The sequence below is a fragment of the Psychrobacillus sp. OK032 genome (genome assembly GCF_900111345.1).
Taxonomy (GTDB): domain Bacteria; phylum Bacillota; class Bacilli; order Bacillales_A; family Planococcaceae; genus Psychrobacillus.
This window is the reverse complement of sequence record NZ_FOGY01000010.1, coordinates 63,646-89,140: the sequence shown is the minus strand read 5'-3', so window position 1 is coordinate 89,140 and position 25,495 is coordinate 63,646. Positions and strand designations below refer to the sequence as shown.

The window sequence follows — 25,495 nt, the reverse complement described above, 5'->3', positions numbered from 1 at the left end:
GGAAGAGATAGCATAATAGTGTACAATGGAAAAAGAAAAGTCTTTGTAAAATTATAAAGCGGGTGATACGAATGGGAACTGATTTAAGGGAGCATATTGAACGTATTCAAAAAGAAATTGACTTTTCGGGATCCATCCTTATAAAACAAAGAAGACAAATACTTGCTAAAAGTAGTTATGGCTATGCTAATCGAGCGGATAAAGTAGAAAATGAAATAAGAACTCGTTATGGGATTGCATCCGGGTGCAAAATATTTACAGCCGTTGCTATTAGCCAACTTGTAGAGGAAGGTAAGCTTTCTTTCGATACAAAATTAAAGGAATGCCTAGATTCCTCTTTTCCTAATTTCGATGAAAGTATTACTATCCACCATCTTTTAACTCATACTTCAGGCATTCCTGATTATTTCGATGAAGAGATAATGGATGACTTTGAGGAGCTATGGATAGAAAGTCCTATGTATCATATGAGAAGTCTTTCCGATTTCTTACCATTATTTCAACAAGCTCAAATGAAATTTAGTCCCGGCGAGAAATTCCATTACAACAATGCTGGATTTATCGTGCTTGGTTTAATCATTGAGAAAGTAAGTGGTCTCGAATTTAAGGATTATGTACAAAAACACATTTTTGAAAAAGCAGAGATGACTGATTCAGGTTATTTTGCATTAGACTCTCTCCCTGGAAAAACTGCAATTGGTTATATAGATCACGAAGATGGCACTTGGAGAACCAATATGTACTCTCTTCCTATTCAAGGTGGTTCAGATGGGGGAGCTTTTGTAACAGTGGGGGATATGCTAAAATTTTGGGAAGCTCTGACGAATCACGTATTATTAAGTGAATCATTGACGAAAACGTTATTGACACCTCACGTGCAGGAACAAGCGGATGATTTTTATGGCTACGGAGTATGGATAAAGAAAAAAGATGATACTATTTTTAAGTATCATCTAATGGGATATGATCCGGGGGTATGCTTTCATTCAGCTTATTATCCGGAAACGGACATACAACTTGCAGTTTGTGCAAATATTTCTAGTGGTGCTTACAAGATATTGAATGAAATAGAGAAACAATTAAGTTAACTTTTCGTTCCTGAATTAGATTCTAGAAGTATTATGGCTAAAAGATTATCGTAATGCTAAAAACGAAAGAAAGAATAGAATATAGCCCATTTCCGAATACTAGTATTAGGAGATAAAGTGGAACAACTATGTACATTTTTTTTATTACTTAGTTTCGTGGCTTTTTATTCTTTTTTACTATATATATTTCTTTATAGTAACAAAATACAAAACGGATTAATTTATTTACAAAACATGATAAACTGTATAAACGGAGGTGGACTTTTTGAAAATAACATCCTATGAGGTTGAAAAAATAAAAGACCCAACAGGCATTATTACGGGCGATCGCTATGAGTTTTTATTGGGGATCGAAGTGCCGGAAGATGACGAGTTATTTGATGAGGACAACTCATTAGATTTACGAGTAATTTTAGCAGTTATTGAAACAGAAGAACGTATTGTACAATATCATTTCTTGAATAGAAGCAACGGCAAAGTGCTAGACTTTGGACTTGAAGAGGAAGAAGAAATGGAAGTTCTTGCTTTTTGTAAGGAACATTATAGCGAAGCAATATAAATGCAAAAAGGTGGCCACCTTAATGGAAATAACAAAGTTAATGAAATATGTAAATGTAACAGATGTTAAACATGCTAAGCAACTAGATATAACAGGACTGGCGTATAATTCACGTAAAGTGGAAGAAGGACAAGTATTTGTTTGTATAAAAGGATTTAAAGTAGATGGACACCGGTTTGCTGGACAAGCAGTTGAAAATGGAGCGGTAGTTTTAGTTGTAGAGGATTTTATAGAAGGTGTGGAAGTTCCACAATATAAAGTGGAAAACGCACGTATTGCACTTGCTACACTTGCAGATGCTTTTTATAATCACCCAACTAGAAAGCTAAAAACGATTGGCATTACTGCGACAAATGGGAAGACATCTACTTCGTTTATGACAAATGCTATTTTAGAAAATCATGGCTTGAAAACGGGATTGATGGGAACTGTTGTGGTGAAAATTGGTGATTATGCAGAACCATCTGAGCTTACGACACCTGAATCTCTAGATTTACAACGGTTTTATGCACAAATGGTAGAAGAGGATGTGACACATGCGACGATGGAAGTGTCTTCATCGGCGCTTGAATTGAATCGTGTAGGTTGCGTGGATTTTGATATTGTTACTTTGAATAATATTAGTCGTGAGCATATCGATTTACATTCGTCATTTGAGAATTATTTTGAACATAAATCTAGCCTTATTCGTAACGCTGGAGAGAATAAAGTTGCAATCTTAAATTTAGATGATTCGTATTCAGCTTCCCTTGTAAATCAAACAAAAGCGGAAGTAATCACTATTGGTGTAGAAGAGCAATCTGCAGATGTAACTTGCAAAAACCTAGACTTATCAACAGGTCGTGCAGATTTTACGGTAGTAATTTCAAAAGATATAGTTACGAAGGATCTAGTTATTCCTAAGCAACAATTCGAAATTGAACTTTCTACACCTGGGTTCCATTCTGTCTATAATTCGATGGTTAGTATCGTTATTGGATTACTATGCGAAGTACCTGTTGCGACGATTCAAAAAAGCTTACGAGAATTTGTCGGAGTAGAACGTCGTTTTGAAATTATCTTTGAGGATGACTTTAAAATTATTGATGATCACTTTGCAAATAGCGGAAACATCGATATTACGTTAGGTACATTGGAAAGAATGGATTTTAATCGTATTTGCCTTGTGTATGCAATACGAGGAGACCGAGGAGTCACGGTGAATAAAGAAAATGCAGAGACAATTGCGAAATGGGCACCTAGACTAGGGATACATGAAGTTATCGCTACATTAAGCCGCTCTCATGTAACTCAAAAGGACGTTGTTTCAGATAGCGAACTTGCAGTATTTGAAGAAGTGATGGAAGAAGCAGGAATTAATGTTCGTTTATATGAGGAGTTACCGAATGCAATTGAACAAGGTTTGCAAAACATCGAAGAAGGCGATCTCGTATTACTTGCGGGATGCCAGGGGATGGACTATGGTGCGAAAATAGCATTAGAACAACTTGAAACAATTCGACCAAACGTAGACAAAAAGAAATTATTCCAAGCGCTAGAAAAACGTGTTGCTGGAAATTCATAATAACGAAAAAAGACCGATGATATTCAATCGGTCTTTTTCGTTATTTCAACTATCTCCGTTATCACTTTCGACTACATACTTCAACATAGACAACTTATTATTCCAAAATTGTTCGTAGTAAGAAAGCCAATCTTTTAACTCTTGAAACGTTTCAGGTTGCAGACGGTATCTTTTTTCTCTGCCGACTTTTTGTCCGCTCACTAAATTGGCTTCCGAAAGTATATGCAGATGCTTTGCAATTGCTGTACGACTCATCGGAAAGTGAGAAGTAATTTCTGATATTGGTAGTTCATTATGAGCAAGCAACTTTAATACTTCTCTACGCGTTGGGTCAGCTATTGCTTGAAACACATCATACTTTTGTGCAGAAGAGGACAATTAGTTTTCAACAGCCTTTCGCAAGCTTTTTTGAACAATGCCCATCCAACCTTGCGACATTGTTTCATGAATAATAGCACTTTTTTGATTTGCTTTTGAGATGAGTGTATCTGGTTGTTTCCACCCACCGTGAATAAGCGTGAACTCCGTTTGATCCCCAAATTCTTTTAATATAAAGGAAACAACCCAACCTTCTGTATCCCATATAAATGAAAGCTTATTAGGAGGAATTACCTCTGTTACTTTACAAGGGGAAGGGCCAAAAGGTGATTGAATATGAAACTCATGACCAACCTCCCGTTTAAAATCATTTGGCATAAACCATGATGCAATGCCTTCCGATGTTGTAACTGTATCCCATACTTTTTGAATTGGAGCATTTAATATGATTGTTTGTGTAATATCCTGTAATGCATTTTCCATGGGTTTCCCTACTTTCGTTAATTTGAATTAGCAAGGAATCGGAACTCCCTGCTAATTCAAGTTAAGCCTCCGGCGAATGTCACAGATTTTGAAAGGAGTTAATAGCGCAGGCGTAATTCAAAATCTGGACACAATTACGCCGAGCCGTAATTGATTAAATACGAAACCTTTACGTTTCATTTTAATTATTATATGAAACCATTTGGTGTTATGTCAAATGAACATCCAGCAGTATTCTATGCATAACTATCGTTTAGGTGAATAGCTAAGTGTCGTGAATAATTCTTTTTTCTCGCTTTCCGTTAACTCTCTCCATTCTCCGATAGGAAGACCTTCTATTGTGATATTCATAATTCGAATACGTTGCAACCGCTTAACGGTGAAACCAAGTGCGGAGCACATTCTTCTAATTTGTCTATTTAGACCTTGTGTTAATGTTATGTTAAACATATTAGGACCTAACTTTTTAACTTTACAAGGAAGTGTTTTTGTACCGAGTATGTTAACTCCGGCAGCCATTTTCGCCAAAAATGTATCCGTAACTTTTTCATTGACTGTAACAATATATTCTTTCTCATGCCCTTTTTCAGCACGGAGAATTTCATTTACAATATCGCCATCATTTGTTAATAGGATGAGACCGTCTGAGTCTTTATCTAATCGACCGATATGGAAAATGCGAAGTGGATGATTCACATAGTCGACGATATTTCCTTTAATATGGCGTTCTGTAGTACTCGTTATGCCAACAGGCTTATTTAAGACGAGGTATACTAGAGGTTGTTCCACGACAATTGGTTTTCCGTCTACCTGTACATCATCGCCGGCTTCTAATTGGCTACCTAGCTCTGCTTGCTTTCCATTTATCATGACTCGTCCATCTGTTATCCACTTGTCCGCTCCACGGCGAGATACAATGCCGGCTTCACTTAAAAATTTATTTATACGCATGATTGGCACCTACTTTTTGTTAGAATAATTATTTCAAAGCGTGAAACCATTATAGTGCAAATCACGTAAAAAAGAAAAGGAGTGAGTGAAGTTGACGGTAAATGAAAAAATCGAACAAACATATGATGTTCTTAAAAAAGTTTTAGGGTGGACGGTAGATAAAAGAGTAACATTATCGCTTGCAGGGTATTATGTAACATTAGAGAGAGAATTTAACGAAAAAAGATATAATGAGATTTCTAAGCAGATTAAAAAAAATGCTGGTATCTTCAATCCACTACGTTCTCACTTACATCCTCTTTTCGTTTCTACACTAGATGTAAGTGATATGGAACCAGAACTAGCGGTAAATCTGCTTATGGAAAAAGCCGCAGCATTAAAAGCAGCGTCCTTTAAGATGAATAGCTATGCGTATTTAGCTGCATTAATGATGAGTGATGACAAAGAGAATTGGCCAGGAGAAATAAAACGTACAGAACAATTAATGGCAGATATGAAAAAATATCATCGTTTTTTAACTTCAACAGACGATTACCCGTATGCTATGTTTTTAGGGAAGTTATACGGTGACACTGCTCTTCGTGCGGAAACGATGAACAGATATTATAAAGAACTGAAGGAACACAAATTTTACGCAGGCAATGAATTGCAATGGATGTCGCAAGTATTAACGTATACAGATCCCAACTATGAAGAGAGTTTAATTCAAAGTGCAGTTATTATTCGTGATGGCTTAAAAAGCGTCAAAATAAAAACATCGATGCCTCAATATCCGATTATTGGATTTATGGCCGCACTTAAATTAGGTGAAGACCAGTTAAATGAAATTGTTAATACGTATGAATCGATTGCAAGTATGAAATTGTTTTCCTGGTATAAAGAGTCAGCATTGCCCATAGCGTTTGGACTTTCGTTAAGATCGTCACAAGACACATATGCCACAGCTGCAATCTCAATGGCAACTTCTCTAGAATTGATTTTGCAAGCGCAGCAAGCTTTGATGATCTCTACCATTGCTGCAACGAGTGTAGCTGCATCATCTTCCAATTCTTATTAACCATCATTATACTAACAAAGAATAGAAACATACGATTAAAAGGAGCAATTAAAATGAAAACAAACCCGATGAGCCAGTCTAGAACAATCCAGTCCCATTTAGTCCTCCCACCAGACACAAATCACCATCAAACGATTTTTGGTGGAAAAGTGCTTGCATATATTGATGAAATTGCAGCAATTACTGCGATGAAGCATGCAAAAGGTGCGGTTGTGACAGCATCAATCGATTCAGTAGATTTTGTTTCTTCTGCTAGAGTCGGCGATGTAATTGAATTAGATGCAATTGTTTCTTCCACGGGTCGTTCTTCTATGGAGGTATATGTACGTGTAACATCGATGAATGTTTTGACTGGAGAAGAGAAACTAACAACCGAGTCTTTTGTAACAATGGTTGCAGTGGATGAAAATAATAAACCAATCCCAGTAAGAGGTATTCATCCAGAAACGAAAGAGGAAATTCGCTTATATGAAACGGGGCCTGCAAGACGCTTACATCGAAAACAACGCATGGAGATGAGATACTAATAGAGTAGGAAGTGATCGCATGTTAAAAAAAATTGACGAACTTTACAAATATATTTTGATAATGTTGCTCGTCGTTTATTTGATCAATTCTATTTATTTAGAGGAACTGATGCTCACATTTACCATAATAGCTCTTGCGATCCTTCTAGAATTAGTGAAACAGCGACATCGGATAAAGCAACTTACATTTCCCCAATTTGCAATTATCGGAGTTGTATTGTTAGCGGGTGGTGCTGGAACCATTTATCTACTTGTGTTATTCCAGATTTTCTTAGAGCCTTTTCGTTTACCATCCACTTTGAAAACAATGTTATTAATCTTGTTTGTGCTTGTTTGTTTATACGGACTAGGATACTTTTTGAGAAGAACATTTGGGCGAGCGTTAAAGAATCAATAAAACCTCCTTTAGAAGTTATGGAAAAATAGCCTCTAAAGGTTTTTATTGAAACTATACTGAATGTTCATTCGTATGTAATTGTAGAGGTGTTGCAAATGAAGCATATATATGAACGTACGGCAAAGTATACAAAGTTAGGTTCATTGTTAACATTAGTTATTTATATGGCATTAGTTATTATTTTTAAAGATATCATGTGGAAGGATTTCGAGACGCATACTATGATAGGTTTTACAGTATTTATGCTGTTGGGAACTTCTTATTTTTTTCAACAAGCTGCAGAAAAGTTACCAGATGAGAAAAAAATAGATAGCGAATATTATTCCGTCGATTTCCCTGTTAACGAGCTTAACTTTCAAAATGATGTATCGCTCATTCCTCAAAGTTACTTAGTATCCCATACAGGAGAAAGACTTTACACAATTACGCCTACAGAAAATCATCCATTCATTCGTAAGTTATCTGCCTTCGCCATTTTCAAAAGTGGCCTATTCTTCCCAATTACTTATGATTTGAAGACAATGGATGGGAAGCTCGTAAGTCGGTTTACAATTAGAAATAAATTTAAATTCATGGAAATGTCGCTGTATGATCATACGAAAACTCATATTTCTACTGTGATTATGCCGATTGTTTCAGTTAAGAATAGAGCGATTATTTACGATGCGAATAATGAAAAAATGCACCAGATGAAAGCAAAGAGTACATACGGAGATATTGACATAAATAGTTTTGAGGGAAAACGCTTGGCAACATACCGTTTTGGTATGTTTCCTTATGCAACTCACCCAGCATTTGAAGCACAAGCAATGAACACTCATGTATCTCTCGCACATGATTTATCGCAAATAGAAAAACTAACCTTTACTGCGTTGTTTTACTGCTGGACCGCCAATCAATAAGGAGCTGACATTGTCAGCTCCTTATTAATGTGCTTTATAATTGTAAATTGGTTTAATCACTTCCAACACATCTACTGTCTCGTCAATATGTGCGAGAATATCGTGCATATCTTTATAAGCAAATGGCGATTCATCAACCGTACTTGCTACAACGGAAGTACTCCACACATCCTTCATCGAATCTTTGAAGTCTTCCAATGCTACAAGTTTTCTCGCTTGGGAACGGCTCATAATTCGTCCTGCACCATGTGGGCCGGAGAAATTCCATTCTGGATTTCCTTTCCCACGGCAAATTAATGAACCATCTCGCATATTCATCGGGATAATGACAATTTCTCCATCTTGTGCAGAAATGGCACCTTTGCGTAGAATCATATTATCTAAATCGATATAATTATGAATCGTGTCGAATGTTGATTCAATTTCCCAATTCATTCCCCTGCAAATGACATCGACCATCGTTTTACGATTGAGTGCTGCGTACTTTTGTGCGATAGAGAGATCCCATAAATAATCTTTCATCGCATTGCCTTCTACATACGCTAAATCTTTCGGAACAGCATCTCCCAAGGATAGGTGGGCAACTTGTTGATAATGTTCGGCAATTTGTTTTCCTAAATTTCTGCTACCTGAGTGGATAACTAAATAGATACTGCCGTCGTTTCCTTCGTTCAGTTCGATAAAATGATTACCGCCACCAAGTGTTCCTAAGCTTAAACGAGCACGGCTTTCGTTAATAGGAGCAGCAACTTCTGCAAATGGTATTTCTATCGTAAGACGATGTTCTTTGTTTCTAACCCGTGTTCCGCTTGGGACATTTTTCTTAATCGTTTTATCTAGTTTTTCGAAGTTAACATCTTCTTTTTTTATCTCTAGTTTTGCGCAAATCATACCACAGCCTAAGTCGACACCAACAAAGTTAGGAATAACTTTGTCGGAAATTGTCATCGTTGTTCCAACAGTGCAGCCTTTTCCTGCATGAAGATCCGGCATCATCCGTATTTTCGTGTCTTGTAAATAGGGAAGGCTACAAAGCTCCTCTACTTGACGCTTTGCTGTTTCCTCTATCGTGTTTGTGAAAACAAGTGCATGATTATATGTACCTTTTATTTCTAACAAAATTTCACCTCATTTATTTAGTTCTTAAACAAGTTAAACCAGCCTTTATATTTAAACCAAGCAAGCATTGATATGGCAATAACTAGCATAAAGCCAAGCACAACAAAGTAGCTATAACGCCATTCAAGTTCCGGCATATTAGTGAAATTCATCCCATACACACCCGCGATAAATGTTAAAGGGATGAAAACTGTGGAAACAGTCGTTAAAATCATCATAATTCGGTTCATATGGATCGAGTTGATGGACATTTGACTATCCCGAATATCAGCAGTTAACTCTCTATTCGACTCTACCATATCTGCAAGTTTTAACAAATGATCGTAAATGTCACCAAAATAAGCTTTTTCAATTTGTTGCAAATTGACACGTTCGGAATTCATCATCCGGTAAAGCAAATCTCGCATTGGAATAATCGTTCGACGCAATCTTAACAAATCACTTCGAAGGTCAAATACTTGATCCATGGATAAATGGCATACATTGGACGAAAGCTGATCTTCTATTTCGTTTAAATAATCTTCAATTTTATAGACAATTGGAAAATATGCATCCACGACTTCATCAACTATTTGATAAGTTGCATGCATAGCTCCGCGGTCCCAACCTTTTGGATTTTGCATAATACGTTCTCGTGCTTGATCTAATTCATGCATTGGAGGAAAGTGGAAAGTCACCACAAAGTTTGATCCAACAAATAAGTTCAGTTCCTCTGCTTCAAGCGTCTCTTCGTTAAATGTATGCAACACAAAAAAAGAATGCCCGTCATAATGGTCCAATTTGGGTCGTTGCAGTCGAAACAAACAGTCTTCAATTGCAAGCGGATGGAAATGAAAGAAGGAACTAAGTAGTAATTCCTCTTCTTTCGTAGGTTCACTAATATCTACCCAATACCATTCCAACGGTTTTTCTTTAATTTTCTCTAGCGTGAAATCAATTATTATTTCTTGGTTAGTAGTTCTTCCAATTGTTCGAATCATCATAAAACCCCCCTTGCAGCTTCTATTATCCCATAATCCGCTCTATGTATTCAAAAGCATACAGAAATTTTTAATAGACAAATGGAAAATGCCAAGGAAATGTCGATAATCCTTGGCATTTTAACGTTTTTACTTTTTGATTTTTGTCTGTTTTATTTCTTTTTTTAATCCCATCATTAAAGAGGCAATCATGAGAAGCATCACGAAAGAAAATGGTAAAGCTGCGATAATGATCGTATTTTGCAAAGCAGTGAGACCGTTAACAGACAGCAAAACGATAGCAATGGCAGACAAAGTAATTCCCCAAATAAGTTTTACTTTATTTGGCGGTGTCATTGAACCATTTGTTGATAGCATACCTAGAACAAAAGTTGCGGAATCGGCCGATGTGATGAAAAAGCAAGCAATAAGCAAGACTGCAAAAACGGAAACAATCGTCGACAACGGCATCGAATTGAACATCTCGAAGATAGTCAATTCCGTAGAGGATTGCGCTAAATCAGCAATACCTCTTTTTTGCATATTGATAGCAGTTGTTCCGAAAGCAGAAAACCAAATTGCTCCAAGTAAAGTAGGTGCAACCAATACGGCTGTTATGAACTCTTTAATCGTTCTGCCTTTCGATACACGAGCTATAAACATGCTGACAAATGGTGCCCATGAAATCCACCAAGCCCAGTAAAAAATCGTCCAATTTTCAAGCCACTCACGATTAGTTGCGTTAAGTGGTGCTGTACGTAAGCTCATTTGAACGATATTGGCTAAATATCCTCCAAAAGAGTCCGTGAACATATCAAAAATGAGTAATGTAGGACCTAGGAGGATAACAAAACCAAGTAGTGCAAGTGCTAACACTAAGTTTGTATTTGATAAATACTTAATTCCTTTACTTAAACCGGACCATGCAGATCCAATGAATAGAACCGTTATAATAGCAATAATAATAATCTGAGGAACGATTCCAATCGTCACTCCGAAAAGATAGTTTAAACCAGCATTAATTTGAACGGCACCGAAGCCGAGTGAAGTAGCCACACCAAATGCCGTAGCAAAAATAGCAAGGACGTCGACCAGTATGCCCCATGGTCCAACCATCTTTTTACCGAAAATAGGCTTCAATGTTGCGGATATTAACGCTGGTTCGTCTTTACGGAACTGAAAAAAGGCAAGGGATAAAGCAACAACTCCATACATAGCCCACACGTGCAATCCCCAGTGGAAGAAAGACTGACGGAGAGATTCCTTAAAGGCTGTAGCTGTGTTTGGTTCGGCTGTAGCTGGATTGATTGCATAATGCGATAAAGGTTCGGCAGCACCATAAAAAACGAGTCCAATACCCATACCAGCAGAAAACAGCATAGAAATCCATGTTACCGTTGAAAACTGAGGGCGATCTGTATCCTTTCCCAAACGGATTTTTCCATAAGGACTAAAGATAAAAAATATATTAAGTGCCAACATGAACGTCATCAGTAGCATGTAGTACCAACCAAAAGAAGATGCAACAAAGCTTTTGATGACAGTGGTAATCTCCTCAAAACTTTTGGGGTGGAGTGCTCCATACCCGGCGGCTAAAATGACTAAGCCCATAGTGATATAAAATGTAATAGTTAGTTTCTTCATACTTCCCCCTCGTAGAATGGATAATTTAAATGGTAACTATACTAATAAAGCACTGTGAAATCAAATGATATCAAGGGTTCCGTTTCTTCAAAATCATACCCAAAATGCGAAGATTTAAAACAATTAGAAGCACTTAAACAATAATATTTAAAATTCAGTATTGACGGAATAAACAAATAGATGTAATCTAATAGTCAATCAAATAAAACTACTTTCTTATCAAGAGAGGTGGAGGGACTGGCCCTACGATACCTCAGCAACAGGCTTTTTGTACTGTGCTAATTCCAGAAGCGTTTCATGCTTGAAGATAAGAAGAGAATAATTACTCGTGCCGTGTAAACCTCTTCTTGTTTCCAAGAAGGGGTTTTATTTGATTTCCAATTCAAATTTAGGGAGGAAGAAATCATTATGACAACAAAAACAGCAATTGCAGCACCATTCAGAGCGGATCACGTAGGGAGTTTACTAAGACCTGAAAGTTTACTTCAAGCAAGAAAAGACTTTAAAGCAGGGGCTATTACGAAAGAACAATTAAAAGAAGTAGAAACAATAGAAATTAAACGCATTGTAGATAAACAAATCGAGGTGGGACTTGAGCTTGTAACAGACGGCGAATTCAGAAGAGACTGGTGGCATCTCGACTTCTTAGAGCATCTAAATGGATTTGAAGGATATGTACCTGAAAAAGGATATCAATTCGAAGGATTAGAAACAGACAAGTACGAAGTTCGCAATATCGGTAAAATATCGTTTAACCCAGATCATCCATTTATCCAAGACTTTATCGAGTTCAATAAAATTGTAGAAGGACGAGCGGTTGCAAAACAAACAATACCAAGTCCGAATCAGCTATTCCATCCTGGTATACGAGACGAAAGCATATACCCGGACGTTGAAGATTTTGCAAAAGATATAATTAAAGCATATCAAGATGCAATTCAAGCTTTTTATGATGCAGGGGTAAGATATTTACAAATAGATGATGTGTACATTGCAGGTTTATCTTCACCAGATATTCCTTATAAAGTAGAGGAAAGAGAATTTTTAATCGACCTTGCACTCCGTGTCATGAATGGTGCATTGGAAAACAAGCCAGAAGATTTAGTCGTGACGACTCATTTATGCCGTGGTAATTACCAATCGACTTGGGCGTTTGGAGGTAGTTATGCACTAATCGCGCCAACTTTTTTCGCTAAAGAAAATGTAGATGGCTTCTTTTTAGAGTATGATGACGATCGCTCTGGAGATTTCAAGCCACTTGAGCATATTCCAAACGGAGGTGCAAAAGTAGTTTTAGGTGTCTTCACATCGAAAAACGGAGAGCTAGAAGATAGAGAAAATATTATCGCACGTGTAAAAGAAGCGTCTGAATATGTGCCTCTTGATCAATTAAGCATTAGCCCACAATGTGGATTTGCTTCTACACACCATGGAAATAAGTTAACAGAAGAGCAACAGTGGAAAAAACTAAAATACATCGTTGATATTTCAAAAGAAATCTGGAGCTAACCTAACAGCTGGAAGAACCTCGTTGGATTCTAGATACCCATTCGTAAAGGAATCCATCGAGTGAGATACAAAACTTTCTTTCCCCTAAGTCTCATTTGATTAAATGGGAAAGAAAGCATATTATTCAAATAAAAACACCACACAAAATTTGTTTAGGAAAATAATCAATAAAACATATTCAGTTAGAATGCCTGTGCTTAGGCATTCTTTTTTATTTGCAATGAATTGAGGTGTTTGTCTCGTTTGTTTTGCAGTCTGCTGCATCTACTAATATATAAGTAAGAAGGAGGTGAATTTGTCATGAGACCATGTAGTTCATGTGGGCACCACATGCACGGAGGAATGTGTCGTTGCCATCATTTTCCAGCTGCTCAACCAATAGTATGTCCACCACAATTCCGAGTGCATGACTCGTTTATACCGAGAATGCAACCTGTGATTCATCCAATTGTGAACGTAAACAGAGAGCATATTGTCAATGTGCCTCGCCATTTCTTTACAGAAACTAATCGAAATGTTGTAGTAAATCCACCTCAACAAGCTTTTCCGATGCAACCAGGATTTCAACAACCATTTCCACCACAACAATTTGTCCCACAACAATTTGTAGGACAACAATATGTCCAACAACAATTTCCGGGGAACTTCCCAGGGCAACCTAGATACTAATGTAGAACATCCTTATTTGCAAAAGGCAAATGCATTTTTTAGTGCATTTGCTTTTTTAATTCTACACCATTACCAATGTCATGATCAACTTTATTATTTATAATTGTGAGATATATTGTAATTTTCAATATATTTTGATAGAGTAATAATTATTCGATTTTTGGAAATGTTTATCAAAAGAGATATGGGGATGATGCAGATGAAGCTTTTTGTTTCAATAGACATGGAAGGGATTACAGGCCTACCAGACTATACATTCGTAGATTCTAGTAAGCATAATTATGAACGCGCAAGACGTATAATGACGCAAGAAGCAAATGCGATTGTAGAAGGGGCTTTATCAAGCGGCGTAAAAGAAGTTCTAGTAAATGATAGTCATTCAAAGATGAATAATATTTTAGTAGAGGAGCTACATCCAGAAGCGTCTTTAATAACAGGTGACGTGAAATCGTTTTCAATGGTGCAGTGCTTAGATGAATCGTACATAGGCGCAGTATTTGCTGGCTATCACTCGAGAGCGGGACAACCAGGGGTAATGAGTCACTCTATGATATTCGGAGTAAGAAATATGTATATAAACGATGTAGAAATTGGTGAGCTGGGATTAAATGCATATGTAGCAGGCCATTTTGGTGTACCAGTTATTATGGTTGCAGGGGATGATGGAGCATGCAGGGAAGCAGAGGCATTGATTCCTGGAGTTATCACAGCAGTTGTGAAAGAATCTATCTCTAGGTCAGCTGTTAAAACATTGCATCCGCGAAAAGCGCATGCATTATTGAAAGAAAAGGTTACAGAAGCCATTAGTAACCGTGATCATATAAAACCTCTCGTACCGCCAAAAACTCCTACGTTACGAATTGAGTTTGCTAATTATGGTCAAGCAGAATGGGCAGCGCTTATGCCTGGTTGCGAAATCGTAGAAGGAACAACAATAGTTAAGTTCGAGGCAAAAGATATATTAGAAGCGTACCGTGCAATGCTTGTAATGGTAGAGCTAGCAATGCAAACGAAATTTTGTTAAGGGGGAAGTTTGCTTATGGCGAAGTATATTATTAAACGCTTTTTCATGATGATAGCAACGATTCTTATCATTGCTACGTTAACTTTCGCATTGATGCATTCCATTCCAGGTTCTCCATTCGATGAAGAGCGTACTTCTAACCCTACTATTCAAGCGAATCTAGAGAAATTTTATAAGTTAGATGAACCTATGCATATTCAATATTTATATTATTTGAAGTCTATTGTGACCTTTGATTTTGGACCTTCCATTAAAAAACCGAACGAATCCGTAAATGAATTACTTGCAAGAGGATTTCCAATTTCCTTTGAGCTTGGAATGGTCACGATATTAGTCGCTTTGTTGTCTGGGGTTACTTTAGGGACTTTCGCGGCCCTCCGACATAATGGAATTATAGATTATTTAGCAATGACTTTTGCTGTTGTTGGGATATCTGTACCTAACTTTGTACTTGCGACCTTGCTTATTCAGCAAATTGCAGTAAATTTAGAGTGGCTTCCTCCTGCCACGTGGAGTAGCCCACTACATATGATATTACCTACACTCGCTCTTGCAACTGGACCAACCGCCATTATTGCCCGATTAACGAGGTCAAGTATGCTCGAGGTGTTAACGCAAGATTACATTAAAATGGCCCGTGCAAAAGGACTTTCACCGGTAAGAATCGTTGTCAGGCATGCATTAAGAAATGCGCTTATGCCTGTAGTAACCATTATGGGAACGATGCTCGCAGGTATTTTAACAGGAACGTTTGTTATTGAACGAATCTTTGCTATCCCTGGAATGGGAAAATATTTCGTGGAGAGCATTAATAACCGTGATTACCCAGTCATTATGGGATCGACCGTGTTTTATAGTGCATTTTTAGTATTCATGTTGTTCCTTGTGGATATCGTATACGGTTTCTTAGATCCACGTATAAAACTACATCGAAAAGAAGGGGATGCGTAATGACCAATCCAACAAAAATAGTATCCCCAGATAGTGTAAAAGACGAATGGTTTCGACCTAAAGAAAAAGAACAAGGAAGAGCAGAATCGGTTGTCAGGCCTTCCTTGTCCTACTGGAAAGATGCATGGAGAAGACTACGAAAAAACAAGTTGGCGATGGTTGGACTAGCTTTCCTTATTTTCTTATTGTTTATGGCTATTTTCGGACCTATATTATCGCCATATTCTGTTACGGGAACAGATTATCCAAACCAAAACAAAGCTCCTTCTTTAGCTCATTGGTTCGGTACGGATGAAGCTGGAAGAGATGTATTTACTAGGACATGGTACGGTGCCCGAATTTCCTTATTTGTAGGTGTGATGGCAGCGCTTATTGACTTTTTTATAGGGATTATTTATGGCGGCGTTAGCGGGTATAAGGGTGGCAAAACAGATGCAATAATGATGCGCATCATTGAGGTATTATATGGTTTGCCACATTTGTTAGTAGTTATATTGCTAATGGTTGTAATGGGACCAAGCTTAACAACTATAATTGTGGCACTAACCGTAACTGGATGGGTAGGAATGGCGCGAATCGTTCGGGGGCAAGTTTTACAAATCAAGAACTATGAGTTTGTCACAGCCTCCAAATCATTCGGTGCAAAAACATCGAGAATTATTCGAAAAAACTTACTTCCTAATACGATGGGACCCATTATCGTACAGATGACACTTACTGTACCAGGTGCGATTTTTGCAGAAGCATTTCTCAGCTTTTTAGGGTTAGGAGTTTCAGCACCATTTGCAAGTTGGGGTGTTATGACGAACGATGCATTACCAGTTATCCTATCTGGTCACTGGTGGCGATTATTCTTCCCAGCATTTTTTATATCCTTAACAATGTTTGCTTTTAACGTACTTGGAGATGGACTACAAGACGCACTTGATCCGAAGTTGAGGGGGTGAGATTGGTGAATGCACGTAAGAAAAAAGAGAAGAAAATAATATCTAATGAAAAAGTATTGCAAGTTAATAACTTACACGTATCCTTTCGAACATATGGTGGTGAAGTAGAGGCTGTTAGAGGTGTTGACTTTGACTTATATAAAGGGGAAACACTTGCAATCGTTGGGGAATCCGGCTGTGGTAAAAGTGTGACATCTAACGCAATTATGGGGCTAATCCCTCAACCTCCCGGAGTTATTAAGAATGGCAATATTCTATTTAAAGGAAAAGATTTGACGAAATTGTCAAAGGGGGGGCTACGCAAAATACAAGGGGTCGACATTTCAATGATCTTTCAGGATCCAATGACTGCGTTAAATCCAACATTATCCATAGGGGAGCAGTTAACGGAAGGTCTCCGTACCCACAAAAAAATTGGGAAGCAGGAGGCAAAGAAACGAGCAATCGAAATGTTAAAGCTTGTAGGAATTCCAAATCCAGAGGAGCGTTTAAAACAATTTCCTCATCAATTTTCTGGGGGTATGCGTCAACGTATTGTAATAGCGATTGCACTTATTTGCGATCCTGAATTACTTATCGCGGATGAACCGACGACTGCACTGGATGTTACAATTCAAGCGCAAATTTTAGAGCTGTTTGAAGAAATTCAACGTAAGAAAGAGATATCCATTATATTAATCACGCATGATCTTGGAGTAGTAGCAAAAATTGCAGATCGCATTGCGGTTATGTACGCTGGAAAAATTGTAGAGATTGGCAACAAGCGAGAAATTTTCTATACTCCTGAACATCCATATACGAAGGGACTATTAAACTCTGTTCCTCGCCTCGACTTAGAGGAAGAGGAGTTGCAACCAATTGAGGGAACTCCACCGGATTTGTTTTCACCACCGAAAGGATGTCCATTCACAGCCCGCTGTGATTATGCGATGGAAGTTTGTGATCATGTATACCCATTTACTACTAAGCTATCCGAAGCTCATGGAGTAGACTGCTGGCTACAAGACGAACGTGCGAAGGTATTGAAGAACAGCGATAGGGTTGGATGAGCGCGCGAAAGTGCATTCACATATACAATACAAAGGGGGAACTGAGATGAAGAAATGGTTATCATTATTTGTAGTAGCATTTTTTGTACTTGTGTTAAGTGCTTGTACAGCTACGAAAGATGCGGGAAAAACAACTAATACAGAAAAAGAAGGAGAAAAAGAGGTAGCAGTTGGAACAGAAACAGAAGCCACGCCAACAGAAAAAGTACTATATTTAAATAACGGGAATGAACCAACCTCTTTCGATCCGTCTGTAGGATTCGACGCTGTATCTTGGAATTCTTTGAACAATCTTATGGAAGGATTAGTTAGACTTTCAAAAGATCATTTAGCAGGGCCAGCTACAGCGGAGAAAGTAGACGTATCGGATGATGGTTTAACGTATACATTTACCATTCGTGATGATGCAAAATGGTCTAATGGAGACCCGGTGTTAGCAAGTGATTTTGTGTATGGGTGGCTACACATGTTAGATCCAGAAACAGCATCTCCAGCAGCATTTCTAGCATATTTTATTGAAGGGGCAGAAGCATACAATAGCGGAACAGGTACAGCTGATGCTGTAGCGATTAAAGCGTTACAAGATAAAGTATTTGAAGTGAAACTAAATACACCAACAGAAGCATTTTTAAATATTATTACGAACCCAAGTTTCTTTCCAGTTAATGAAAAAGTGGCAACAGAAAATCCTACTTGGTTTGCAGATGCAGAAACTTTCGTAGGGAATGGTCCATTTAAATTAGTTGACTGGAAGCATGATGTAAGTTTTACGTTTGCAAAAAACGAAAATTATTGGGATGTGTCGACTGTAAAGCTAGATAAAGTAGAGTGGGCAATGGTTAATGACTCCAATACAGAATATCAGATGTATCAAACAGGCGATTTAGACACATCGGTAGTGCCATCTGAACTTGCTGAAAGTTTAATGAATAACCCAGAACTTAAGAATGAAGACCAAGCAGGTTTGTATTTCTATCGATTCAACGTTTCTATGGAACCATTTACAAACAAAAAAATTCGTCAAGCATTTGCAAATGCTGTTAATCAACAGGAAATGGTCGAATTTGTAACGAAAAATGGTGAGAAACCAGCAGAAGGCTTTGTTCCTTATGGATTCATTGGTCCAGATGGAAAAGAGTTTAGAGAAACTGCTGGAAAGCTTGTAGGTTTTGATGCAGATAAAGCAAAAGCATTATTAGCTGAAGGTATGAAAGAAGAAGGATATACGGTATTACCTGAAGTAACATTAACTTATTCTACAAGTGATACCCATAAGAAAATTGCAGAAGCGCTGCAAAGTAAATTTAAAGAAGTATTAGATGTAGATGTAGCACTTCAAAACGTAGAGGCAAGTGTATTTGCAACAGAGCAAAAAGAATTTAAATACCAGCTGTCACGTTCTTCTTTCTTATTTGACTACGCGGATCCAGTAAATGCACTAGAAAGTTTCATTACTGGTTCATCGATGAACCGTACAACTTGGTCAAATGCAGATTATGATAAATTAATAACAGATATTAAAAACGAAACCGACCAATCAAAACGTTGGGAAATGTTAATAGAGGCAGATGCATTATTAATGGAAGAGATGCCTGTATTCCCACTTTACTATTATAACCAAGTGTCATTAGAGAAGCCTTCAGTGTCAGACATTGTAAGACATCCAGTAGGATACTTAGATTTAAAATGGGCTGATAAAAACTAAAAAAGATGCGGTGCCTTATTAGGCGCCGCCCCTTTTGTTTACAAAAAAGGAGAAGATAACTATGAAAATTCGTCCTAAACGATTACGACAAGGAGACACGATTGGAATTATTGCACCTTCCAGTCCACCAAACCTTGAGCAGTTAAAACATTCTTTAACCTTTTTAGAGGAGTTAGGATTGTCTTATAAAATGGGGAAAAGTGTAGGAAATGTGTATGGCTATCTAGCGGGCACGGATGAAGAACGTTTAGTAGATTTACATGAAATGTTTGCTGACTCTGATATAGCAGGGATTATTTGTGCAGGTGGAGGATATGGTTCTGCTAGGTACACAGATAAAATAGATTTTCAATTAATGAATGAGTGCCCAAAGATATTTTGGGGTTATTCCGATATTACTTTTTTACATACAAGTATGAATATTTACTCGGATATCGTTACTTTCCACGGTCCAATGCTCGCATCTGATGTTGGAAAGGATACTTTTTCCGATTTCTCGAAGAAAATGTTTCAGCAATTGTTTGAACCAATGGAACTTCACTATACAGCAGCGATTTCCCCTTTAGAAAGCCTTTCGGCAGGAGTGGCGAGAGGTGAATTAACGGGAGGAAATCTATCTCTTCTTGCGAGTGGAATCGGAACAAAGTATGAAGTAGACACAAAGGGGAAGTTGTTGTTAATAGAAGACATTGGTGAAGAACCTTACCGAGTAGATGGAATGCTCAATCAGCTAAGGCAAGCGGGAAAACTAGAAGAAGCAGCTGGTTTTGTAATTGGGGACTTTAAAGACGCAGAACCAAAGAAACGTCCAATTTCATTGTCATTAGATGAAGTGCTCGATCATTATATAGGCCAATTAGGGAAACCAGCAGTGAAGGGCTTCAAAATAGGGCATTGCGAACCACATTTCGCAGTTCCACTTGGAGCAGAGGCAGTACTAGATGCAGATAGCTTAACTCTTACTATCTTGCCAGGAGTTGAATAAGGGGGAAAACCAATTGAATATTCAATCCATTGAAACGTTTGACGTAGCAATTCCGCTTACTAAGCCGTTTAAAACGGCGCTTCGGACAGTTACTACCGCTTACTCCGTTTATGTAAAAATCACGAGTAGTGAAGGAGTGGTAGGGTATGGTGAAGCACCTCCGACTCATGTAATTACAGGAGATTCAATGGCCAGTATTCGGTATGCGATTAATGAAATAATAGCACCGCAGTTAATCGGGCTTAATCTTTCCGAAAGTGAACATATTTTTCAAAAGATAAATGCATCAATTGTAGGAAATACAAGTGCAAAATCGGCAGTCGATATGGCCATACATGATCTAATCGCTCGTCAAGCAGGACTTCCTCTGTATCAATACTTAGGAGGGTATCGCAATACATTGGAGACCGACTTTACAGTAAGTGTGAACGCACCAGATGAAATGGCTGAAGATGCGGAGCGTTACGTAAAGGAAGGATTTCATATGCTGAAAGTAAAAGTTGGAATAGGTAATATAAAAGATGATATTACACGTATTCAGTCCATACGAGACCGAGTTGGAAATGAGGCGAAGCTAAGACTTGATGCAAACCAAGGATGGAATGCAAAAGAAGCAGTTAGAGCTATTCGATCGATGGAAGATGCTGGACTAGGGATTGAATTAGTCGAGCAACCAGTTCCTGCTCATGATTTAGAAGGGCTAAAGTATGTAACAGAGCGTACAGATACACCAATTATGGCGGATGAAAGTGTGTTTTCTGTTATAGACGCTAAAAGAGTTTTAGAAATGCGGGCTACAGATTTGATTAATATCAAGTTAATGAAGTCTGGAGGTATTCACCATGCTAAAAAGATTAACGCGCTTGCAGAAGCAAATGGAGTGGCATGTATGGTTGGAAGTATGATTGAAACAAAGATAGGGATTACTGCGGCAGCTCACTTTGCCGCTAGCCAACCGAATATTCAATTCTTCGATTTTGATGCACCGCTCATGCTTGCGAAAGATTTAGTTGTTGGTGGAGTTTGTTACGAAGGAAGTAAGATGACGTTCTCGAAAGAGCCTGGACTTGGTATTTCACGTTTGGAGATCGGATAGGGGGTCTATAAATGTCAACGGTAGTGCATGAGTGGGCATGTTCTGTAAAGGTAGCAACTGTTTGGACGGAGCCAGCTTCAGCGAGAGAGTTGGATACACCTGCAACTTCGAATCCAGTATTACTAGCTGAGTGGCTTGAAGCATTATCGTATAAAGAGCGACTTGCTCTTTGTGATGAAAATCGAGTACAAACGCAACTTCTTTACGGGGAGCCAGTGCTGGTAGAAAAAATAGAAGGAGATTGGGCAAAAATTATTGCAGTTTGGCAACCTTCTAAAAAAGATTCTCGGGGGTATCCTGGCTGGGTTCCAGTAAAGCAATTAAAGAAATCAACATGTTTGAATCCTATTGGCATTGCACGTGTATCAGCCGTGAAAGTACAGCTGTGGGATAAAGAAGAGAAGCCGTTGCTTGTCGTTCCATTTAATACGATACTTCCAGTTATCTCAGAAGATGCATTCTACTTTTATGTTCAAACCCCTCATGGGGAAGCGTTGCTTCGAAAAAAATACGCGGATGTTGCTATGTCTATGGAACAGTTTTCAAAGAGATCAGCGGAAGAGGTCGTAGCTTTAGGAGAACAATATTTAGATCTTCCTTATTTATGGGGAGGAATGTCTCCGTACGGCTATGATTGTTCCGGATTTTCATACAATATGCTGAAGGCATGTGGATATTTGATCCCTCGTGATGCAAGTGACCAGGCTAAAAGCGGTGAAGAAGTTTCGATACATGATATGGCCTCATGGAAAAAAGGGGATTTACTATTTTTCGCGAATGATGAGGGAACAGGTTCGGTTCGCCATGTTGGATTTTATTATGGAAATGGTCAATTATTGCATTCGCCTTCTACGGGGAAAACGGTTGAAATTATGGAGTTAGAAGGTTCTAAGCTTGAGAAGGAAATCTGTGCAGTGAGAAGGTATGCCGTTTAGGGGGGATTTGCATGACGGAAAAAGTTCTATTATCCGTAAAAGATTTAAAGCGTCATTTTGAGCTAGGACATGGTGAAACGTTAAAAGCGGTAGATGGCATTAGTTTTGATATTGTAAAAGGGGAAACATTTGGCCTGGTTGGAGAGTCTGGTTGTGGAAAGTCTACTGCAGGTAGAACGATTTTAGGATTGTACAATAAAACACAAGGTAACGTTCTGTTTGAAAATAAAAACGTACACGAAATGAACGATAAAGAGCGAAAAGAATATCTTAAAAAGATGCAAATGATCTTCCAAGACCCATACGCATCGCTAAACCCACGTTCAACTGTGCTCGAAATAATTGCGGAACCAATGGAAGTACATAAACTGTATAAATCCAAAGAGGCGTTAAAAAATAGAGTTTACGAGTTATTGGAAGATGTGGGTCTCAACAGGGATCACGCTAACCGCTATCCTCATGAATTTTCTGGTGGGCAAAGACAGCGTATAGGAATTGCTCGTGCATTAGCGTTAGATCCTGAATTTATCATTGCGGATGAACCTATTTCGGCATTGGACGTTTCTGTTCAAGCACAAGTAGTAAAGCTACTGCAACGATTACAAAAAGAAAAAGGATTAACTTATTTATTTATTGCGCATGATTTATCAATGGTGAAATACATCTCTGACCGGATTGGAGTAATGTATTTAGGGCATATGGTGGAGCTCACAACGAGTAACCAGTTGTACGAGAAACCGTTGCATCCATATACACAGGCATTATTATCGGCAATTCCAATTCCAGATCCAGATATCGAGGAAGCACGTGAACGTATTTTATTGTATGGCGAGCTTCCGAGTCCGATAAACCCACCTTCTGGCTGTGTTTTTAGAACACGCTGTGCACATGCAATGTCTATTTGTGCAGAAAAAAAGCCTGCTTGGAAAGAGCAGGAAGCTGGACATTTTATTGCGTGTCATTTGTATAATTGACATTCCGCTGAATTTATTGTATTCTGAAAATAACTTAAAGAAAAGGAGTGAGGCATTATGGCAAATTTAATTTTAAATCCACGAATCAGTAAGTTCATGATGTCCCACTCTAGATATATCTAAAAAAGTATAGTTTTTTATACTTTTTTATTTGATATGCTTCTTTTCTAATGACCGGGAAACCATGATTGCTGATTCGTGCAGTCATGGTTTTTTATATTGTCTAGCTACAGTGTCTAAATAGACATAGGTACTATAGCTTTTCTACCGAAAATTAGGAGGAAGTTAAATTGAATTTAATCGAAAAATATGGTTGGAACGATAAATGGGAAGAAAAAAAGCAAGGTAGTGGAATTGTAGGTCGCGTCCTTTTAGAGCATAAACATTTATATCGAGTAATAACAAACGAAGGAGAATGGCTATGTTCTCTTTCTGGAAAGTTTAAATTTGATCATAGTCGGGAGGCATTTCCTGCAGTTGGAGATTGGGTTGTACTGGAACAAATGCCAGGAGAGGAAAAAGGAATTATCCATGAAGTGCTTACTCGTAGCTCTCAGTTCTCAAGAAAAGTGGCTGGGTTAACAATAGAAATTCAGTTAGTCGCTGTAAATGTCGATTATGTCTTTCTTGTGATGTCCCTGAATGACGATTTTAATATACGCAGGTTGGAGCGCTACTTGTTAGCAGCATGGGATTCTGGAGCGACGCCTGTAGTTGTTCTAACAAAAAAAGATACATGTGAGGACTTGACGTACTATATAAGTGAAGCTGAATCGGTTGCATTTGGTGTAGATATATTCGCGGTTAGCAGTGTAACAGGAGAAGGGATCGATCGCTTAGCGAATCTTTTGTCGGCGGGTAAAACTGGTGCACTTTTAGGATCCTCAGGAGTAGGGAAGTCTTCCTTAATTAATGCTTTGTCTGGTGAAGAAGTAATGGCTGTTAACGATATTCGAGAAGACGACAGTAAAGGACGGCATACAACGACGCATAGAGAGCTTACACTACTTCCAGGCGGTGGTTTATTAATCGACACTCCTGGAATGCGAGAATTTCAACTTTGGGATACAAGCGAGGGAGTTAGCGCAAGTTTCAAAGATATTGAAGAATTAGCGGAAGGATGTCATTTCCGAGATTGTAAGCATGAAAAAGAACCAGGATGCGCTATACAAGAAGCGATATACACAGGTGTATTAAAAGAAGATCGATATAAAAGCTATATAAAATTAATGAAAGAACTTGCACACATCGAACGAAAAAACGATGTCGCTGCTCGAAAAGTAGAGCGCGATAAATGGATACAAATTGCGAAAACACAGAGAAGTAATTATTCGAAGAAAAAATAAACGGCAGTAAAGGAGACCAGGATGATACAGTTGCTTAATCATCGCCAAAAAGAGATAGCAGATCAACTGTTGGAAGTCCAACTCCCAGCCTATCAAATAGAAGCGGAGCTCATACAGTTTAATGGAATTCCCCAGCTAAATGACACCTCTCAAAGCCTTATGAGTTCCGATGAAATTTTTCTTGGTAATTTTGAGGGGTTAAAATTAACAGGATTTATCTCGTTTACAGAAACGACAGAACTGATCGACATCTGTAGGCTTGTTGTTCATCCGAATTATTTTAGAAGGGGCATTGCATCTTTGTTGTTAACATACCTATTGTCTACTAAACAGTCCGTTCAACAAATAGTTGTAACAACAGGAGCTAAAAACACACCGGCTATCCGATTGTATGAACGTTTTGGATTTTCTAAAACAAAGGATATCGAAGTAGAGCCCAACTTCGTCATTACTCAACTGGTTTATCGTTGAATAAAATAGATATTGAAAAAAGAATTCATTTTTAACTACTAATTCATGCGATTAGTAGTTTTTTTGTCCTTAGGGAAATAATTAAGTAGACGGTATGCCACAATTTAGGGATAATGCGTCGTAGTTGAATACCGCAAGGGCAGCGGAAATCCTAGCGGACACTTCTTACGACGCAGTATCCCTATACCGCACCTTCTCCAAAGCGTAAAAAAACAAGCCACATTTAAAGGCTATTTATGTTTTTTTATTCGAAAATTCGGGAACAC

At 38.1% G+C, this 25,495-nt stretch carries 26 protein-coding genes and 1 riboswitch; of the genes, 20 read left to right on the top strand and 6 right to left on the bottom strand.

All coding sequences use genetic code 11. The features are described 5' to 3' along the window. Window positions 1-71 precede the first annotated feature (71 nt). The 3 genes from BMZ04_RS18095 to BMZ04_RS18085 all read left to right on the top strand — a co-directional run bounded on the left by BMZ04_RS18095 (window position 72) and on the right by BMZ04_RS18085 (window position 3,211). Window positions 72-1,088 carry a serine hydrolase domain-containing protein gene (locus BMZ04_RS18095; protein WP_093275058.1) on the top strand — a complete coding sequence of 339 codons (1,017 nt, stop codon included), beginning with the start codon at window positions 72-74 and terminating at the stop codon, window positions 1,086-1,088. 256 nt (window positions 1,089-1,344) lie between these two features. Beyond that, window positions 1,345-1,647 carry a DUF6509 family protein gene (locus BMZ04_RS18090; protein WP_369802691.1) on the top strand — a complete coding sequence of 101 codons (303 nt, stop codon included), beginning with the start codon at window positions 1,345-1,347 and terminating at the stop codon, window positions 1,645-1,647. A gap of 22 nt (window positions 1,648-1,669) precedes the next feature. Next, entirely contained in the window at window positions 1,670-3,211 is a 1,542-nt protein-coding gene (locus tag BMZ04_RS18085) for a Mur ligase family protein (RefSeq protein ID WP_093275047.1), read from the top strand. A 45-nt stretch (window positions 3,212-3,256) separates the two neighbouring features. Here the strand turns inward: BMZ04_RS18085 and BMZ04_RS18080 are convergent, their stop codons facing one another. The 3 genes from BMZ04_RS18080 to rluF all read right to left on the bottom strand — a co-directional run bounded on the left by BMZ04_RS18080 (window position 3,257) and on the right by rluF (window position 4,963). Continuing rightward, window positions 3,257-3,589: an ArsR/SmtB family transcription factor gene (locus tag BMZ04_RS18080; protein WP_093275043.1), complete on the bottom strand. Its 333-nt coding sequence runs from the start codon at window positions 3,587-3,589 to the stop codon at window positions 3,257-3,259. Next, window positions 3,590-4,012 (bottom strand): SRPBCC family protein, encoded by a 423-nt coding sequence (locus BMZ04_RS18075; protein WP_093275040.1) that lies wholly within the window; start codon window positions 4,010-4,012, stop codon window positions 3,590-3,592. A 246-nt stretch (window positions 4,013-4,258) separates the two neighbouring features. Then, a complete protein-coding gene (gene rluF, locus BMZ04_RS18070) occupies window positions 4,259-4,963 on the bottom strand; it encodes a 23S rRNA pseudouridine(2604) synthase RluF (protein WP_093275037.1) in 705 nt (234 codons plus the stop codon). 91 nt (window positions 4,964-5,054) lie between these two features. Here rluF and BMZ04_RS18065 point away from each other — a divergent pair, with 91 nt between their 5' ends. From BMZ04_RS18065 to BMZ04_RS18050, 4 genes are all read left to right on the top strand, one after another. Next, the gene (locus BMZ04_RS18065) at window positions 5,055-6,020 is read left to right on the top strand and encodes a DUF4003 family protein (protein ID WP_177184497.1); all 966 of its coding nucleotides are present in this window, start codon (window positions 5,055-5,057) and stop codon (window positions 6,018-6,020) included. Window positions 6,021-6,073: 53 nt separating this feature from the next. Then, window positions 6,074-6,547, top strand: coding sequence for an acyl-CoA thioesterase (locus BMZ04_RS18060; protein WP_093275027.1), 474 nt, complete (start codon window positions 6,074-6,076; stop codon window positions 6,545-6,547). A gap of 19 nt (window positions 6,548-6,566) precedes the next feature. Beyond that, entirely contained in the window at window positions 6,567-6,944 is a 378-nt protein-coding gene (locus tag BMZ04_RS18055; RefSeq protein ID WP_093275022.1) for a hypothetical protein, read from the top strand. 95 nt (window positions 6,945-7,039) lie between these two features. Next, on the top strand, window positions 7,040-7,846 hold the full coding sequence (locus BMZ04_RS18050; protein ID WP_093275017.1) for a hypothetical protein: 807 nt from the start codon (window positions 7,040-7,042) through the stop codon (window positions 7,844-7,846). Window positions 7,847-7,870: 24 nt separating this feature from the next. Here the strand turns inward: BMZ04_RS18050 and BMZ04_RS18045 are convergent, their stop codons facing one another. The 3 genes from BMZ04_RS18045 to BMZ04_RS18035 all read right to left on the bottom strand — a co-directional run bounded on the left by BMZ04_RS18045 (window position 7,871) and on the right by BMZ04_RS18035 (window position 11,568). After that, window positions 7,871-8,965: an RtcB family protein gene (locus BMZ04_RS18045; protein ID WP_093275012.1), complete on the bottom strand. Its 1,095-nt coding sequence runs from the start codon at window positions 8,963-8,965 to the stop codon at window positions 7,871-7,873. A gap of 17 nt (window positions 8,966-8,982) precedes the next feature. Further along, complete coding sequence (corA, locus tag BMZ04_RS18040; protein ID WP_093275006.1) at window positions 8,983-9,945, bottom strand: magnesium/cobalt transporter CorA; 963 nt, start codon at window positions 9,943-9,945, stop codon at window positions 8,983-8,985. A gap of 129 nt (window positions 9,946-10,074) precedes the next feature. Next, window positions 10,075-11,568 carry a BCCT family transporter gene (locus BMZ04_RS18035; RefSeq protein ID WP_093275002.1) on the bottom strand — a complete coding sequence of 498 codons (1,494 nt, stop codon included), beginning with the start codon at window positions 11,566-11,568 and terminating at the stop codon, window positions 10,075-10,077. A 213-nt stretch (window positions 11,569-11,781) separates the two neighbouring features. Next, window positions 11,782-11,882: riboswitch (SAM riboswitch) on the top strand. Window positions 11,883-11,976: 94 nt separating this feature from the next. Between BMZ04_RS18035 and BMZ04_RS18030 the strand changes: the two genes are divergently transcribed. The 13 genes from BMZ04_RS18030 (at window position 11,977) to BMZ04_RS17970 (ending at window position 25,229) form a co-directional block, all read left to right on the top strand. Beyond that, window positions 11,977-13,077 (top strand): 5-methyltetrahydropteroyltriglutamate--homocysteine S-methyltransferase, encoded by a 1,101-nt coding sequence (locus BMZ04_RS18030; protein WP_093274997.1) that lies wholly within the window; start codon window positions 11,977-11,979, stop codon window positions 13,075-13,077. A 300-nt stretch (window positions 13,078-13,377) separates the two neighbouring features. After that, window positions 13,378-13,746: a hypothetical protein gene (locus BMZ04_RS22500; protein WP_177184496.1), complete on the top strand. Its 369-nt coding sequence runs from the start codon at window positions 13,378-13,380 to the stop codon at window positions 13,744-13,746. A 199-nt stretch (window positions 13,747-13,945) separates the two neighbouring features. Then, window positions 13,946-14,770 carry a M55 family metallopeptidase gene (locus tag BMZ04_RS18020; protein ID WP_093275545.1) on the top strand — a complete coding sequence of 275 codons (825 nt, stop codon included), beginning with the start codon at window positions 13,946-13,948 and terminating at the stop codon, window positions 14,768-14,770. A 15-nt stretch (window positions 14,771-14,785) separates the two neighbouring features. Next, entirely contained in the window at window positions 14,786-15,721 is a 936-nt protein-coding gene (locus BMZ04_RS18015) for an ABC transporter permease (protein ID WP_093274993.1), read from the top strand. Next, window positions 15,721-16,668 carry an ABC transporter permease gene (locus BMZ04_RS18010; RefSeq protein WP_093274987.1) on the top strand — a complete coding sequence of 316 codons (948 nt, stop codon included), beginning with the start codon at window positions 15,721-15,723 and terminating at the stop codon, window positions 16,666-16,668. Before BMZ04_RS18015 ends, BMZ04_RS18010 begins: the two co-directional genes overlap by 1 nt. A 5-nt stretch (window positions 16,669-16,673) precedes the next feature. Further along, window positions 16,674-17,717, top strand: coding sequence for an ABC transporter ATP-binding protein (locus tag BMZ04_RS18005; RefSeq protein WP_304442108.1), 1,044 nt, complete (start codon window positions 16,674-16,676; stop codon window positions 17,715-17,717). 46 nt (window positions 17,718-17,763) lie between these two features. After that, window positions 17,764-19,422 carry a peptide ABC transporter substrate-binding protein gene (locus BMZ04_RS18000; RefSeq protein WP_093274982.1) on the top strand — a complete coding sequence of 553 codons (1,659 nt, stop codon included), beginning with the start codon at window positions 17,764-17,766 and terminating at the stop codon, window positions 19,420-19,422. A gap of 61 nt (window positions 19,423-19,483) precedes the next feature. Further along, window positions 19,484-20,407: a S66 peptidase family protein gene (locus BMZ04_RS17995; RefSeq protein ID WP_093274978.1), complete on the top strand. Its 924-nt coding sequence runs from the start codon at window positions 19,484-19,486 to the stop codon at window positions 20,405-20,407. Window positions 20,408-20,420: 13 nt separating this feature from the next. Continuing rightward, window positions 20,421-21,503, top strand: coding sequence for a mandelate racemase/muconate lactonizing enzyme family protein (locus BMZ04_RS17990; protein ID WP_093274973.1), 1,083 nt, complete (start codon window positions 20,421-20,423; stop codon window positions 21,501-21,503). 11 nt (window positions 21,504-21,514) lie between these two features. After that, window positions 21,515-22,438, top strand: coding sequence for a C40 family peptidase (locus tag BMZ04_RS17985; protein ID WP_093274968.1), 924 nt, complete (start codon window positions 21,515-21,517; stop codon window positions 22,436-22,438). 11 nt (window positions 22,439-22,449) lie between these two features. Beyond that, window positions 22,450-23,412 (top strand): ABC transporter ATP-binding protein, encoded by a 963-nt coding sequence (locus tag BMZ04_RS17980; protein WP_093274963.1) that lies wholly within the window; start codon window positions 22,450-22,452, stop codon window positions 23,410-23,412. Between the two features lie 290 nt (window positions 23,413-23,702). Next, the gene (gene rsgA / locus BMZ04_RS17975) at window positions 23,703-24,758 is read left to right on the top strand and encodes a ribosome small subunit-dependent GTPase A (protein WP_093274958.1); all 1,056 of its coding nucleotides are present in this window, start codon (window positions 23,703-23,705) and stop codon (window positions 24,756-24,758) included. Between the two features lie 21 nt (window positions 24,759-24,779). After that, window positions 24,780-25,229, top strand: a complete 450-nt coding sequence (locus BMZ04_RS17970; RefSeq protein ID WP_093274953.1) for a GNAT family N-acetyltransferase — start codon at window positions 24,780-24,782, stop codon at window positions 25,227-25,229. Window positions 25,230-25,495: the final 266 nt, after the last annotated feature.

What these genes read in the sequence shown, in the direction of transcription:
- BMZ04_RS17980 (WP_093274963.1), top strand. Translation starts at nt 22,450, where the DNA reads ATGACGGAAAAAGTTCTATTATCCGTAAAAGATTTAAAGCGTCATTTT.
- BMZ04_RS17985 (WP_093274968.1), top strand. Translation starts at nt 21,515, where the DNA reads ATGTCAACGGTAGTGCATGAGTGGGCATGTTCTGTAAAGGTAGCAACT.
- BMZ04_RS17970 (WP_093274953.1), top strand. Translation starts at nt 24,780, where the DNA reads ATGATACAGTTGCTTAATCATCGCCAAAAAGAGATAGCAGATCAACTG.
- BMZ04_RS18020 (WP_093275545.1), top strand. Translation starts at nt 13,946, where the DNA reads ATGAAGCTTTTTGTTTCAATAGACATGGAAGGGATTACAGGCCTACCA.
- BMZ04_RS18035 (WP_093275002.1), bottom strand. Translation starts at nt 11,568, where the DNA reads ATGAAGAAACTAACTATTACATTTTATATCACTATGGGCTTAGTCATT.
- BMZ04_RS18085 (WP_093275047.1), top strand. Translation starts at nt 1,670, where the DNA reads ATGGAAATAACAAAGTTAATGAAATATGTAAATGTAACAGATGTTAAA.
- BMZ04_RS18015 (WP_093274993.1), top strand. Translation starts at nt 14,786, where the DNA reads ATGGCGAAGTATATTATTAAACGCTTTTTCATGATGATAGCAACGATT.
- BMZ04_RS17995 (WP_093274978.1), top strand. Translation starts at nt 19,484, where the DNA reads ATGAAAATTCGTCCTAAACGATTACGACAAGGAGACACGATTGGAATT.
- BMZ04_RS18030 (WP_093274997.1), top strand. Translation starts at nt 11,977, where the DNA reads ATGACAACAAAAACAGCAATTGCAGCACCATTCAGAGCGGATCACGTA.
- BMZ04_RS18000 (WP_093274982.1), top strand. Translation starts at nt 17,764, where the DNA reads ATGAAGAAATGGTTATCATTATTTGTAGTAGCATTTTTTGTACTTGTG.
- BMZ04_RS18055 (WP_093275022.1), top strand. Translation starts at nt 6,567, where the DNA reads ATGTTAAAAAAAATTGACGAACTTTACAAATATATTTTGATAATGTTG.
- BMZ04_RS22500 (WP_177184496.1), top strand. Translation starts at nt 13,378, where the DNA reads ATGAGACCATGTAGTTCATGTGGGCACCACATGCACGGAGGAATGTGT.
- BMZ04_RS18010 (WP_093274987.1), top strand. Translation starts at nt 15,721, where the DNA reads ATGACCAATCCAACAAAAATAGTATCCCCAGATAGTGTAAAAGACGAA.
- BMZ04_RS18050 (WP_093275017.1), top strand. Translation starts at nt 7,040, where the DNA reads ATGAAGCATATATATGAACGTACGGCAAAGTATACAAAGTTAGGTTCA.
- corA (WP_093275006.1), bottom strand. Translation starts at nt 9,945, where the DNA reads ATGATTCGAACAATTGGAAGAACTACTAACCAAGAAATAATAATTGAT.
- BMZ04_RS18060 (WP_093275027.1), top strand. Translation starts at nt 6,074, where the DNA reads ATGAAAACAAACCCGATGAGCCAGTCTAGAACAATCCAGTCCCATTTA.
- BMZ04_RS18075 (WP_093275040.1), bottom strand. Translation starts at nt 4,012, where the DNA reads ATGGAAAATGCATTACAGGATATTACACAAACAATCATATTAAATGCT.
- BMZ04_RS18095 (WP_093275058.1), top strand. Translation starts at nt 72, where the DNA reads ATGGGAACTGATTTAAGGGAGCATATTGAACGTATTCAAAAAGAAATT.
- rluF (WP_093275037.1), bottom strand. Translation starts at nt 4,963, where the DNA reads ATGCGTATAAATAAATTTTTAAGTGAAGCCGGCATTGTATCTCGCCGT.